The sequence below is a fragment of the Streptomyces sp. NPDC001832 genome, from assembly GCF_040297265.1.
Classification (GTDB): domain Bacteria; phylum Actinomycetota; class Actinomycetes; order Streptomycetales; family Streptomycetaceae; genus Streptomyces.
In genome coordinates this window covers 144,016-156,736 of the sequence record NZ_JBEOYU010000014.1, presented here as the reverse complement: position 1 = coordinate 156,736, position 12,721 = coordinate 144,016, and the positions used below count along the sequence as shown (strand labels likewise).

At 68.9% G+C, this 12,721-nt stretch carries 10 protein-coding genes; 4 read left to right on the top strand and 6 right to left on the bottom strand.

Annotated elements, in window-relative coordinates; translation table 11 throughout:
* Positions 1–157 precede the first annotated feature (157 nt).
* The gene (locus ABT115_RS14540) at positions 158–1,006 is read left to right on the top strand and encodes a fumarylacetoacetate hydrolase family protein (protein WP_351788557.1); all 849 of its coding nucleotides are present in this window, start codon (positions 158–160) and stop codon (positions 1,004–1,006) included.
* Between the two features lie 227 nt (positions 1,007–1,233).
* Positions 1,234–2,463, top strand: coding sequence for a cytochrome P450 (locus tag ABT115_RS14535; protein WP_351788554.1), 1,230 nt, complete (start codon positions 1,234–1,236; stop codon positions 2,461–2,463).
* A 109-nt stretch (positions 2,464–2,572) separates the two neighbouring features.
* On the opposite strand, the gene ABT115_RS14530 is transcribed toward ABT115_RS14535, so the two are convergent.
* The 6 genes from ABT115_RS14530 to glgP form a co-directional block, all read right to left on the bottom strand.
* The gene (locus tag ABT115_RS14530; protein WP_351788551.1) at positions 2,573–3,829 is read right to left on the bottom strand and encodes a cytochrome P450; all 1,257 of its coding nucleotides are present in this window, start codon (positions 3,827–3,829) and stop codon (positions 2,573–2,575) included.
* Positions 3,826–4,440: a GTP-binding protein gene (locus ABT115_RS14525; protein WP_351788548.1), complete on the bottom strand. Its 615-nt coding sequence runs from the start codon at positions 4,438–4,440 to the stop codon at positions 3,826–3,828. The genes ABT115_RS14530 and ABT115_RS14525 overlap by 4 nt, the downstream gene beginning before the upstream one ends.
* The gene (locus ABT115_RS14520; protein WP_351788546.1) at positions 4,421–4,777 is read right to left on the bottom strand and encodes a DUF742 domain-containing protein; all 357 of its coding nucleotides are present in this window, start codon (positions 4,775–4,777) and stop codon (positions 4,421–4,423) included. Before ABT115_RS14520 ends, ABT115_RS14525 begins: the two co-directional genes overlap by 20 nt.
* The gene (locus ABT115_RS14515; protein WP_351788543.1) at positions 4,774–5,193 is read right to left on the bottom strand and encodes a roadblock/LC7 domain-containing protein; all 420 of its coding nucleotides are present in this window, start codon (positions 5,191–5,193) and stop codon (positions 4,774–4,776) included. The genes ABT115_RS14520 and ABT115_RS14515 overlap by 4 nt, the downstream gene beginning before the upstream one ends.
* Positions 5,194–5,313: 120 nt before the next feature.
* Positions 5,314–5,529: a hypothetical protein gene (locus ABT115_RS14510; protein WP_351788540.1), complete on the bottom strand. Its 216-nt coding sequence runs from the start codon at positions 5,527–5,529 to the stop codon at positions 5,314–5,316.
* Between the two features lie 154 nt (positions 5,530–5,683).
* Entirely contained in the window at positions 5,684–8,290 is a 2,607-nt protein-coding gene (glgP, locus tag ABT115_RS14505) for an alpha-glucan family phosphorylase (RefSeq protein ID WP_351788537.1), read from the bottom strand.
* A gap of 465 nt (positions 8,291–8,755) precedes the next feature.
* Here glgP and ABT115_RS14500 point away from each other — a divergent pair, with 465 nt between their 5' ends.
* Together ABT115_RS14500 and treS are read left to right on the top strand one after the other, a co-directional pair.
* Complete coding sequence (locus ABT115_RS14500; protein WP_351788534.1) at positions 8,756–10,798, top strand: alpha-1,4-glucan--maltose-1-phosphate maltosyltransferase; 2,043 nt, start codon at positions 8,756–8,758, stop codon at positions 10,796–10,798.
* Positions 10,795–12,501, top strand: a complete 1,707-nt coding sequence (gene treS, locus ABT115_RS14495; RefSeq protein WP_351788531.1) for a maltose alpha-D-glucosyltransferase — start codon at positions 10,795–10,797, stop codon at positions 12,499–12,501. Before ABT115_RS14500 ends, treS begins: the two co-directional genes overlap by 4 nt.
* The last annotated feature ends 220 nt before the right edge of the window (positions 12,502–12,721 follow it).

Sequence of the window (12,721 nt, the reverse complement as noted above, 5' to 3'; positions counted from 1 at the left end):
CCTCGTACTGGGCGTACGAGGACGATCCCGACAACGCGGCGAGCGTGCGTGCCAGGCGTCGCGGGGCAGGCGGGACTTTCGAAACACGCCCTAGGCGCCGTCCGCCCCGTCGCGGAACCGCTCCCCACCCCCCTACCTGTCAGGAGAATTCACCTTCATGCGACTGATGCGCATCGGCGAGCCGGGCCACGAGCGCCCCGTTGTCGTCTGCCCCGAGGGCCTTCACTACGACCTGTCCGGCATCACCGGCGACATCGACGGCGCGTTCCTCGCCGCGCTCGCCGACAACCCGCACCTGGTGCCCGCGCTGCCGACGCTCCCACAGATCGAGATCACCGGTCAGCGGATCGGCGCCCCGGTGGCCCGTCCCTCAGCGCTGCTCTGCATCGGCCAGAACTACGCGGCTCACGCGGCAGAGTCGGGTGCCGAGCCGCCCGCACAGCCGATCCTCTTCTACAAGTCGCCGAACACGGTCGTCGGCCCGTACGACGACGTGCTGATCCCGCGCGGCTCGAAGAAGACCGACTGGGAGGTGGAGCTGGCCGTCGTCATCGGCCGCCGCGCCTCCTACCTGGACTCCCCCGCCGAAGCCGCCGCGCACATCGCGGGCTACGCCGTCAGCAACGACGTATCCGAGCGTGCCTTCCAGCTGGAGGAGTCGGGCGGCCAGTGGTCCAAGGGCAAGAGCTGCGCCACATTCAATCCGCTCGGCCCGGTGCTGGTGACGGCCGACGAGGTCGGTGACCCGCAGCAGCTACGGCTGCGCAGCTATGTGAACGGGGAGCCGCGGCAGGACTCCAGCACCGCGGACATGATCTTCAACGTGGCGCATCTGGTGCACCATCTGTCGCAGTATCTGGTGCTGGAGCCCGGCGACATCATCAACACCGGAACCCCGCAGGGTGTGGCCCTGTCCGGCCGCTTCCCCTACCTGGGCCCGGACGACGTGATGGAGGTCGAGATCTCAGGCCTGGGCCGACAGCGCAGCGTCTGCCGGCCCGCGTAGCTCCGGTCGGGCTCAGCCTCACGCGAAGGCTCGGTGGTGCGCAGCGTCATGTCGGCCAGCTGCACGTTCAGCTCTTGGGTGAGGTCAGCTCGATCGGCGTCCGTGCACGCGGCGATGCAGCAAGAATTCACACAGTGGTGGGATCCGGCTGGCGGTGGGGCTGTCTCGGTTGACCATTGATCAATTACCTTGTGGCATAAGCCAGTCACTGACTTTGAGGGAGCCCCATGTCCACCGCGCAGCAGGTGCCCGACATCCTCTCGCCCGAGTTCGCCGCGGACCCCTACCCGGCGTACCGTCTGATGCGCGGCACCGCGCCCCTCATCTGGCACGAGGCCACACAGAGTTACATCATCTCGCGCTACGAGGACGTCGAGCGCGTCTTCAAGGACAAGAACGGCGAGTTCACCACCGACAACTACGACTGGCAGCTCGAGCCCGTGCACGGCAAGACGATCCTCCAGCTCAGCGGCCGTGAGCACGCCGTGCGCCGCGCCCTCGTCGCCCCCGCCTTCCGCGGCGCCGACCTCCAGGAGAAGTTCCTCCCCATCATCGAGCGCAACTCGCGCGAACTGATCGACGCCTTCCGGAACTCCGGCTCCGCCGAACTGGTCAACGACTACGCCACCCGCTTCCCGGTCAACGTGATCGCCGACATGCTGGGCCTCGACAAGGCGGACCACGCGCGCTTCCACCGTTGGTACACGGCCGTCATCGCCTTCCTCGGCAACCTCTCGGGTGACCCCGAGGTGGCCGCGGCGGGCGAGCGGACCCGTGTCGAGTTCGCCGAGTACATGCTGCCGATCATCCGGGAACGCCGCAAGAACCCGGGCGACGACCTGCTCTCCACGCTGTGCGCCGCCGAGGTCGACGGTGTACGGATGAGCGACGAGGACATCAAGGCGTTCTGCAGCCTACTGCTCGCCGCCGGCGGCGAGACCACCGACAAGGCGATCGCCAGCATCTTCGCGAACCTGCTGCTCCACCCCGACCAGCTCGCCGCCGTCCGCGCGGATCGCGACCTGATCCCGCGGGCCTTCGCCGAGACCCTGCGGTACACCCCGCCCGTCCACATGATCATGCGGCAGTCCGCAACCGAGGTGAAGCTCAGCGGCGGCACCGTACCCGCCGGTGTCACCGTCATCTGCCTGATAGGCGCCGCCAACCGCGACGAGAGCCGCTACCGCGACCCCGACCGCTTCGACATCTTCCGCGACAACCTGACCACCACGACCGCCTTCTCCGCCGCCGCCGACCACCTCGCCTTCGCGCTCGGCCGGCACTTCTGCGTCGGCGCGCTGCTCGCCAAGGCGGAGGTCGAGATCGGCGTCAGCCAGCTGCTGGACGCCATGCCCGACATACGCCTCGCCGACGGCTTCGACCCGGTCGAGGATGGCGTCTTCACCCGCGGACCGCAGTGCCTGCCGGTGCGGTTCACGCCCGTGACGGCCGCCTGACCGTCATACCGGCACCACCGCCGAGGTGATGGGCCCCGCCCAGGGGCCCCTGTGCCCGCGCTGCCGCACCATCGGGTGGGCCGGGCTGCCGCGTGACCGGGCGCCCGCCCTACTGCACCACCGGCGTGAACTGCACCGGCAGCACCGTCAGCCCCCGCATCCAGATCGACGGACGCCAGGTCAGCGTCTCCGGCTCCACCGCCAGCACCAGGTCGGGCAGCCGCTCCAGCAGCGTCTCGACCGCCGTCCGCGCCATCACGTCCGCCAGCAGCGGTGCCGGATAGGGGCAGCGGTGCTCGCCGTTGCTGAACGACAGGTGCGCGGCGTTCTCCGCGCCCACGTGTGCCTCCGGCCAGATCTGCGGATCGGTGTTGGCTGCGGCCAGCCCCAGCACCAGGCAGTCGCCCGCCCGGATCTGCCGCCCGCCCAGCTGAGTGTCCCGAACGGCCCAGCGCCCGATGAAGTTCTGCGTCGGCGTGTCCAGCCACAGCGCCTCATTGAGCGCCTCGCCCACACTGAGCCGGCCGCCCGACACGTTCACCGCGAACCGCTCGTCCGTCAGCAGCAGCCGCAGCGTGTTACAGATCCAGTTCGCGGTCGGCTGCTGCGCCGCGGCGATCACCGAGATCAGGTCCTGGACGATCTCCTCGTCCGTCAGTCCCGCCGGATCCAGCAGCATGCGCGAGGTGACGTCCGGACCGGGCCTTTCCCGCTTGTCCTTCACCAACTGCCGCAGCCGCTCGCCCACACGCCCGTACGCCGCCACCGGGTCGTCGCCCTCCGCTGCGTCCAGCGAGATCCGCAGGTCCTCGACGAGCTGCTGGGTGTCCTCACCCGAGGTCGGCATCCCGCACATCTGCACCACGGCCCGCATCGGCAGGGCGTGCGCGTATCCAGTCATCAGCTCCGCCCGCCCGCTGCCGGCGAAGTCGGCGATGAGCCGGTCGGCGATCAGCTGGCAGTTGCGCGCCAGCTCGAACTGGTCCACGCCCTCCAGCGCCTGAGTGATCACCCCGGCCCGCCGCCGGTGCTCGTCGCCCTCGGTGAACAGCACCGACGGCTGGTAGCCGACGTACGGCAGCAGCGGCCAGTCCGCCGGGATGTTCTCCCACTGGTTCCAGCGCCGGGAGTCCCGCGCGAACAGCTCGTCGTGGCTGGTCACGTACGTAACCTCGGAATAGCCGAGCACCAGCCAGGCCGGGACGTCCCCGTCGAGCAGCACCGGCGCGACCGCGCCATGCTCGCGGCGCATCGCGCGGTACAGCTGCGACGGCGTCTGCTGGTACTCGAGCCCCGCCAGGCGCACCGCGTCGGTGTGGGCGGGACAGCCCGGCGGAGCCGGTTGCGCGGAAGAGGGGTCGGTCATGGTGTCGCCTCCTGGGCCATCGCCAGTTCGTACAGGTGGTCCACGAGGGTGACCAGCACGTCCTTGCCGGACTGCCGGACCCGCGCGTCGCAGTCGAGCATCGGCACGTGCTCGGGCAGCGCGAGCGCCTGGCGGATCTCCTCCAGGGAGTACCGGTGGGTGTCGTCGAACCGATTGACGGCCACCACGAACGGCGTCTTGTGGTGCTCCAGCCGGTCTATCGCGTACCAGGAGTCGTTCATCCGGCGCGTGTCCACGAGCACCACGGCACCCAGCGTTCCGGAGAACAGCCTGTCCCACAGGAACCAGAAGCGCTCCTGGCCCGGCGCGCCGAACAGGTACAGCACCATGCGTTCGTTGAGGCTGATCCGCCCGAAGTCGAACGCCACCGTCGTGGTTGTCTTCGTCGAGACCGCACTGGTCTCGTCGACGCCGACGCCGGCCTGCGTCATCACCTCCTCGGTGTTCAGCGGCCGGATCTCGCTCACCGAGCGGACCAGGGTCGTCTTGCCGACACCGAAACCGCCCACGATGACGATCTTCAGGCCGGTCTCCGCCGCGTCAGCCAGTGGCGTGCGGTGGGAGGGCAGCTCAGAGGTTGCGGAGCCCATGGAGCACCTCCTTGAGAAGGGCGGAATCGGGGAGCGAGGCGACGGACTGCGCCGCGCGCGGGTGGCGGGCGGTGATGCGGCCCATGTCGAGCAGGTCGCCGAGCAGGATCCGCACCACCGTGATGGGCAGTTTCAGCTCCGCGGCGATCTCGACGACAGCCGTGGGGTGTTGGCACAGCTCCAGGATCCGGGCGTGCTCCGACTGCATTCCCGCCGTGGGCCGGCACTCACTGACGATCAGGGTGACCAGGTCGAAGGAGTCGTCGGCGCGGCTCCGGCCGGCCGTGACCGTGTAGAGCCGGTCGGGGTCACCGGTGTCCACGGGCTTGCGTATCACGATGCGGCACTCCCCGGAACGGGCTCTCGGGGCTCGGCGCGCAGGTGCTCGCCGATCTGCTCCACCAGATCCGTCATCTGATGGCCCACCACGCCGGGGTCGGCGTCCTCCTCGGCAAGGACGGCCAGATGCGCTCCCTCGCCGGCCTCCACGATGAAGAGCAGGCCGCCGTGGAACTCGGTCATGGACTGCCGGACGCCGCCGGTGCCGTCGCCGAACTCCACGGACGCGCCTTGGGCCAGGGCCTGGATGCCGGAGCAGATCGCCGCCAGCTGGTCGCCCTGGTCAAGCGTCAGGTGTTCGGTCCAGCAGAGCTTCAAGCCGTCCCGGGACAGGGCCAGAGCGTGCCGGGTGCCGGGGGTGCGCTCCAGGAGGCTCTGGAGGAGCCAGGTGAGGCTGTTGTCGGTGGTCTTCATGATGGGTGATGGGACGGTGGTGCCGGTTGACCGGTCACCGGCCCGTTCCTCCAATCTCAGGAACTCGAGTGGGAAGTGGGCGCCGACGCCCCAAGCACCGTACAAAAAGAGGGTCGGCGGCTACGGGGCGGCCGGCGGCTCGGACTCGGGCCGGGCATCCGGCGCGGCGGTGCCACCCGCGGACCGGCGCCCGCGGTGGAAGGCGCCGAACTGTGCGCCCGCGTCGCGTGCCGGGCGCTGCTCCGGGCGGTCTCCGTCCGCCGTCTCGGACGCGGCCCCGGATGCCGCCTCGGACGCCGCCCGGCGCTGCTCGCGCTCCCGATCCGCCTCGGCCATGGTGCGGCCGGGTGCGCGGACGGGCAGGCCGTTCAGCGTGGACCCGGTGGCGCGCCGGGGCTGTCCCTGTTCGGGCCGCTCCGGGACGCCGGGGCGCGAGGTGGGCTCGGGTCCGGCACCCGCGCAGGTGCCGGACCTTCCGCAGGACGGCAGATCAGCGCATCAGCAGGCCCGCGCCGTCCCCCGTCGACTCCGTGGGCAGCGCCACCAGGCCGAGTTCCGCGCTCGTCGCCAGCAGCGGATGGGCGGGAAGCACCCGTACCGTGTAGCCGTACGGCCCGGTGCGATCGAGGGCCAGCGGACCGTCGTACACCCAGCGGCCCTCCAGGTCCTGCCCCCCGGAGGACTTCAACGGGAAGACCTGGGCGTCCGAGATCCCGTCGGCGGCGTCCACCCGGCCGGCCACCGCCTGCACCTCCACATCGTCCGGCTCCAGCACCCCGAGGGCGATCCGGACCCGCAGCACCAGCGTCGACCCCAGCTCGGCCGATCCGCCCGCCGTGCTGGGCGCCACGGCCTCCACATGGTCGACGGCGACGCGCGGCCAGGCGGCCCGGACCCTGGCCTTCCAGTCGGCGAGCTGTCGCGCCGTACCGGCGTCCAGCGCGCGTTGCGCGACCGCGGCGGGCGCGTACAGCCGCTCCACGTACTCGGACACCATGCGCCCTGCCAGAACCTTGGGCCCGAGGGCGCCCAGCGTGCGGCGGACCATCTCGATCCAGCGCTCGGGGAGCCCCCCTTCGCCGCCCCGGTCGTAGAAGCGCGGCGCGACCCTGTCCTCGATCAGTTCGTAGAGGGCGCCCGCCTCCAGATCGTCGCGGCGGTCCTCGTCCATGGCCAGTCCGTCGGCGGTCGGGATCGCCCATCCGAAGTCCGGCTCGAACCACTCGTCCCACCAGCCGTCGAGGACCGAGAGATTGAGGCAGCCGTTGAGCGCGGCCTTCATTCCACTCGTACCACAGGCCTCCAGGGGGCGAAGCGGGTTGTTGAGCCAGATGTCGCAGCCCGGGTAGAGCTTCTGCGCCATGGCCATCCCGTAGTCCGGCAGAAACACGATGCGATGGCGCACCCGGGGATCGTCGGAGAACCGCACCAGCTCCCGCACCAGGCGCTTTCCGCTGTCATCGGCGGGGTGGGCCTTGCCGGCGACGACGATCTGGATCGGGCGGGAGGGGTGGAGCAGCAGTTCCCTCAGCCGGTCGCGGTCGCGCAGCATCAGCGTCAGCCGCTTGTACGAGGGCACCCGCCGGGCGAAGCCGATGGTCAGTACGTCCGGGTCCAGCACGCTGTCGATCCAGCCGAGTTCGGCCGCTTCCGCGCCCCGGGTGCGCCATGAGGCGTAGAGCCGCTCGCGCACCTCGGTGACCAGCTGTCCGCGCAGGGCGCGGCGCAGGTCCCAGAGTTCCCGGTCCGGGATGTCGGCGGCGGAATCCCAGCGCCCGGGAGTGCCGCCGTATCCCTTGCGCAGCCGGAGGATCTCGGGCGCGACCCAGGTGGGTGCGTGGACTCCGTTGGTCACCGAGGTGATGGGCACCTCCGCCGCGTCGAAGCCCGGCCAGAGACCGGCGAACATCTTGCGGCTGACCGCGCCGTGGAGAGTGGAGACGCCGTTGGCCCGCTGGGCAAGCCGCAGACCCATCACCGCCATGTTGAAGAGCTCGGGTTCACCGCCGGGGTAGGTCTCCATGCCCAGTTGCAGGATGCGTTCGACGCCCACTCCCGGGAGTTCGCCGTCGTCCCCGAAGTGCCGGGCGACGAGTTCACGGTCGAACCGGTCGATCCCGGCGGGCACGGGCGTGTGAGTGGTGAAGACCGTACCTGCCCGTACGGACTCCACCGCCGAGTCGAAGTCGAGGCCGGTGCCGGAGAGTTCACGGATGCGTTCGAGTCCGAGGAAGCCGGCGTGCCCCTCGTTGGTGTGGAACACCTCAGGAGCCGGATGCCCCGTCAGGCGGCAGTAGGTCCGCACGGCCCGTACGCCGCCGATGCCGAGGAGCATCTCCTGCAGCAGTCGGTGCTCGCTGCCGCCGCCGTACAGCCGGTCGGTCACCTCGCGTTCGCCGGGCGCGTTCTCCTCCACGCCGGAGTCGAGCATCAGCAGCGGGACGCGTCCCACCTGGGCCTGCCAGATGTAGGCGCACAGCGAACGGCCACCGGGAAGGGCGAGCACCACCCGGCTCGGGGTTCCGTCGGCCTCACGGATCAGGGTGAGCGACAGCTCGTTCGGATCGAGTACGGGGTAGTGCTCCTGCTGCCAGCCGTCGCGGGACAGGCTCTGGCGGAAGTAGCCGTGTCGGTAGAGCAGGCCGACCGCGATGAGGGGGACGCCCAGATCACTGGCGGCCTTGAGATGGTCGCCGGCGAGGATGCCGAGCCCGCCGGAGTACTGGGGCAGTGCGGCGGTCACGCCGAACTCGGGTGAGAAGTAGGCAACGGCGGCCGGCAGCTCTGCTCCCTGGGCCAGCCGTTCCTGGTACCACCTGGGACCGTCCAGGTAGTCCCTGAGGTCTGCGGACACCTCGGTCAGCCGGTGCAGGAACTGCCGGTCCCTGGCCAGCTCGGCAAGTCGCCCGGCGGATACGGCGCCGAGCAGCCGCACCGGGTCGCATTCCGCCGTCCGCCGGATCTCCGGGTCGACGGCCTGGAAGAGCTCACGGGTCTCGGTGTGCCAGGACCAGCGCAGATTGCGGGCGAGGTCACTGAGCGGTTGAAGGGGATCGGGGAGGACGGGACGAACGGTGAATCGACGAATGGCCTTCACGTATTCCACCTTTACAGGGGACGTACGAATCCGAGGGGACGCACCACGGTGTGCGCCTCTTCGTCACCCTCGACGTTAACGGCCTCACCCACGATTGGCAGCGGCGTCGTAACGGTGGCCGTACGCCGCAGCCACGGCGCGCGACCGGCTCACGGCGCGTGTTTCTCCGGCGCACCGCCAGAGCGCATTCCAGGACCACGCGAATGCCGCCCGAATGCAGCACGAATGCCAGGCATCTGCGGGATCGGTGTTCATCCGCTTTACATCCGTGCGGCACATCCGCGCCCCAGCTATTCGAGTGCCATTCGAGTGAATGCGGACAGGAGCGGCCATGCCCACACCCCATCAGCCGTCAACGGAGCGGCTAGAAAGGACGGACCTCATCGGTCGCAGTGCGTGTATTCCGCCTTCCGCGGCCGCATCGCGCCCCCTTCTCTGCCCGAGCTCCAGCCCCCAGGTGATTTCATGATCGGTCGCATTCCCGTGCTCGACGTCCGCCCTCTCGTCGACTGCGGCAGAAGGCCTGCCAAGGCCGTCGCCGGAGAGACCTTCCAAGTCACCGCGACTGTCTTCCGTGAGGGCCATGACGCCGTCGCCGCCAATGTGGTCCTGCTTGATCCGAGCAGGCGCCCAGGTCCCTGGACTCCGATGCGCGAGCTCGTCCCTGGCACCGACCGCTGGGGCGCCGATGTCACCCCGGTCTCCGAGGGCCGCTGGACGTATACGGTCGAGGCCTGGAGCGACCCGGTCACTACCTGGCGGCAGCACGCCCGGATCAAGATCCCGGCGGAGATCGACGTCGCGCTCGTCCTGGCGGAGGGCGCCGAGTTGTACGAGCGGGCCGCCGCGGGCGTACCCAAGCGGGACGGGCGCGAGGCGGTGCTGGACGCGGCCGACGCCCTGCGCGACGAGTCCCGCCCGGCCGCCGCCCGGCTCGCCGCGGCGCTCGCCCCCGAGGCGCAGGCCACGCTCGCCCGTCACCCGCTGCGCGAACTGGTCACCGCATCCCGCCCGCTTCCGCTGATGGTCGAGCGTCGACGGGCCCTGTTCGGCTCCTGGTACGAGTTGTTCCCCCGCTCGGAGGGCGCCAGGGTCGAACCGACCGGGGCGAAGAGGAACGCCAGGGTGGGGAAGCCGGTAAAGGCGGCGGAACAGCCGGCGAGGATCATCAGCGGTACCTTCCGTACGGCTGCCGAGCGGCTTCCCGCGGTCGCCGCCATGGGTTTCGACGTCGTCTATCTCCCGCCCATCCACCCCATCGGAACCACCCACCGCAAGGGCCCCAACAACTCGCTGTCCCCCGCTCCCCATGACGTGGGCGTGCCGTGGGCGATCGGCTCCTCGGAGGGCGGTCACGACGCCGTCCATCCCGAGCTGGGCACCCTCGAGGACTTCGATCATTTCGTCGAGACCGCGCGCACCCTGCGCATGGAGATCGCGCTGGATTTCGCACTCCAGTGTTCTCCCGACCATCCCTGGGTCGAGAAACACCCCGAGTGGTTCCACCACCGTGCCGACGGCACCATCGCCTACGCCGAGAATCCGCCGAAGAAATATCAGGACATCTATCCGATCGCCTTCGACAAGGATCTGCGCGGCCTGTTTACGGAGACGTTACGCATTCTGCGGTTCTGGATGGGGCGCGGGGTACGGATCTTCCGCGTCGACAATCCGCACACCAAGCCGGTGATCTTCTGGGAGAAGGTGATCGCCGATATCGGCCGGACCGACCCGGATGTGATCTTCCTGGCCGAGGCGTTCACCCGGCCCGCAATGATGAAGACGCTCGCCGCCATCGGCTTCCAGCAGTCGTACACGTATTTCACCTGGCGCAACACCAGGCAGGAAATCACCGAATACGTCACAGAACTGGCGGGCGAAACCGCCTCCTACATGCGGCCCAACTTCTTCGTGAACACGCCGGACATCCTGCCGGAGCACCTCCAGGACGGGGGCCGTCCCGCCTTCGAGGCGCGGGCAGTTCTAGCCGCGACGCTCTCCCCGGCCTGGGGTGTGTACGCAGGCTACGAGCTGTGCGAGAACACCCCGATCCGGCCCGGCAGCGAGGAGTACCTCAACTCGGAGAAGTACGAAATCCGGCCCAGGGACTGGGAGTCGGCAGAGCGCGAGGGCCGTTCGCTGGCTCCGCTCATCACTTCACTCAACCGCATCAGGCGCCGCCACCCGGCGTTGCAGCAGCTGCGCGATGTGCACTTCCACTCCGCGGACAACGACGCGTTGATCACGTACAGCAAGCGTTCAGGTTCGAACATCGTTCTGGTGGTCGTCAACCTCGATCCGCACCACACCCAGGAGGCCACGGTCTCGTTGGACATGCCGCAACTCGGCCTCGACTGGCACGAGAGCGTGCCGGTGCGCGACGAGCTCACCGGCGACACCTATCACTGGGGCAGGACCTTCTATGTGCGTCTGGAGCCGGGCGTCACGCCCGCGCACATCGTCGTCCTGCGACCGTCCCCGCCGACCGGAGGGTCACCCACACCATGATCGTCAATGAGCCCGTCCACGACAAGTTCGAGGACACCCCGGCCAAGGACCGCGATCCCGACTGGTTCAAGCGTGCCGTTTTCTACGAGGTCCTCGTCCGGTCCTTCCAGGACTCCAACGGCGACGGCATCGGCGACCTCAAGGGCATCACCGCCAAGCTGGACTATCTGCAGTGGCTGGGCATCGACTGCCTCTGGCTGCCGCCGTTCTTCAAGTCGCCGCTGCGCGACGGCGGCTACGACGTGTCCGACTACACCGCCGTGCTGCCGGAGTTCGGCGATCTGGCCGACTTCGTGGAGTTCGTCGACGCCGCGCACCAGCGCGGGATGCGCGTGATCATCGACTTCGTCATGAACCACACAAGCGATCAGCACGACTGGTTCCAGCAGTCCCGCACCGACCCGGAAGGACCGTACGGCGACTACTACGTCTGGGCCGACGACGACAAGCAGTTCCCGGACGCCCGGATCATCTTCGTCGACACGGAGACGTCCAACTGGACCTTCGACCCGGTCCGCAAGCAGTACTACTGGCACCGGTTCTTCTCCCACCAGCCCGATCTCAACTACGAGAACCCGGCAGTGCAGGAGGAGATCCTCGCCGCGCTGCGCTTCTGGCTGGACCTCGGCATCGACGGATTCCGTGTGGACGCCGTGCCGTATCTCTACCAGCGGGAGGGCACCAACTGCGAGAACCTCCCGGAGACGCACGACTTCCTCAAGCGGGTCCGCAAGGAGATCGACGCGCACTACCCGGACACCGTGCTGCTCGCCGAGGCCAATCAGTGGCCGGAGGACGTCGTCGACTACTTCGGCGAGTTCCAGGCCGGCGGCGACGAGTGCCACATGGCGTTCCACTTCCCCGTGATGCCACGGATCTTCATGGCCGTCCGGCGCGAGAGCCGCTACCCGGTCTCCGAAATCCTGGCCAAGACACCGGCGATCCCGAAGAACTGCCAGTGGGGCATCTTCCTGCGCAACCACGACGAGCTCACCCTCGAAATGGTCACGGACGAAGAGCGCGACTACATGTACGCGGAGTACGCCAAGGATCCACGGATGCGGGCCAACATCGGTATCCGGCGGCGGCTGGCACCCCTGCTGGACAACGACCGCAACCAGATCGAGCTGTTCACGGCACTGCTCCTGTCCCTGCCCGGCTCCCCGATCCTCTACTACGGGGACGAGATCGGCATGGGCGACAACATCTGGCTGGGCGACCGGGATGCCGTACGCACTCCGATGCAGTGGACGCCCGACCGGAACGCCGGATTCTCCTCCAGTGATCCCGGGCGGCTCTACCTCCCCACGATCATGGATCCGGTTTACGGCTACCAAGTCACCAATGTCGAGGCGTCGATGGCCTCCCCGTCGTCGCTGCTGCACTGGACGCGGCGGATGATCGAGATCCGTAAGCAGAACCACGCCTTCGGTCTCGGCTCGTTCAGCGAACTGCCGTCGTCGAACCCCGCCGTGCTCGCCTTCACCCGGGAGCACGGGGACGATCTCGTGATGTGTGTGCACAACTTCTCGCGGTTCGCGCAGCCGACGGAGTTGGATCTGCGGTCGTTCAACGGCCGTCATCCGGTGGAGCTGATCGGTGGGGTGTGCTTCCCCGCCATCGGTCAGTGGCCCTACCTGCTGACTCTCGCGGGATACGGGTTCTACTGGTTCCGGCTGCGGAAGGACCTACCCATCAGCTGACTTGGCGTCACTTCGCACCACCGACCGCGGGGCGGATTCCGCCGCCCCGCACGAGGCACTTCCCCGCATCGAGCACTTCCGAGCCCTTCCCGCTCCCATCTGGCGTTTCGATCCCCGCAAGTCGAGTCCGTACGGACCATCCTGACCCGACACGTCCCGCACAGCCGGACAGGCATTGCCGCAATCCGGGACACTCTTCGCATCCTGTGGTGTGCCCGGG

Coding starts and splice junctions, on each gene's coding strand:
- ABT115_RS14525 (WP_351788548.1), bottom strand. CDS start 4,440: ATGGGCTCCGCAACCTCTGAGCTGCCCTCCCACCGCACGCCACTGGCT.
- ABT115_RS14535 (WP_351788554.1), top strand. CDS start 1,234: ATGTCCACCGCGCAGCAGGTGCCCGACATCCTCTCGCCCGAGTTCGCC.
- treS (WP_351788531.1), top strand. CDS start 10,795: ATGATCGTCAATGAGCCCGTCCACGACAAGTTCGAGGACACCCCGGCC.
- ABT115_RS14500 (WP_351788534.1), top strand. CDS start 8,756: ATGATCGGTCGCATTCCCGTGCTCGACGTCCGCCCTCTCGTCGACTGC.
- ABT115_RS14515 (WP_351788543.1), bottom strand. CDS start 5,193: ATGAAGACCACCGACAACAGCCTCACCTGGCTCCTCCAGAGCCTCCTG.
- ABT115_RS14530 (WP_351788551.1), bottom strand. CDS start 3,829: ATGACCGACCCCTCTTCCGCGCAACCGGCTCCGCCGGGCTGTCCCGCC.
- ABT115_RS14540 (WP_351788557.1), top strand. CDS start 158: ATGCGACTGATGCGCATCGGCGAGCCGGGCCACGAGCGCCCCGTTGTC.
- ABT115_RS14510 (WP_351788540.1), bottom strand. CDS start 5,529: ATGGCCGAGGCGGATCGGGAGCGCGAGCAGCGCCGGGCGGCGTCCGAG.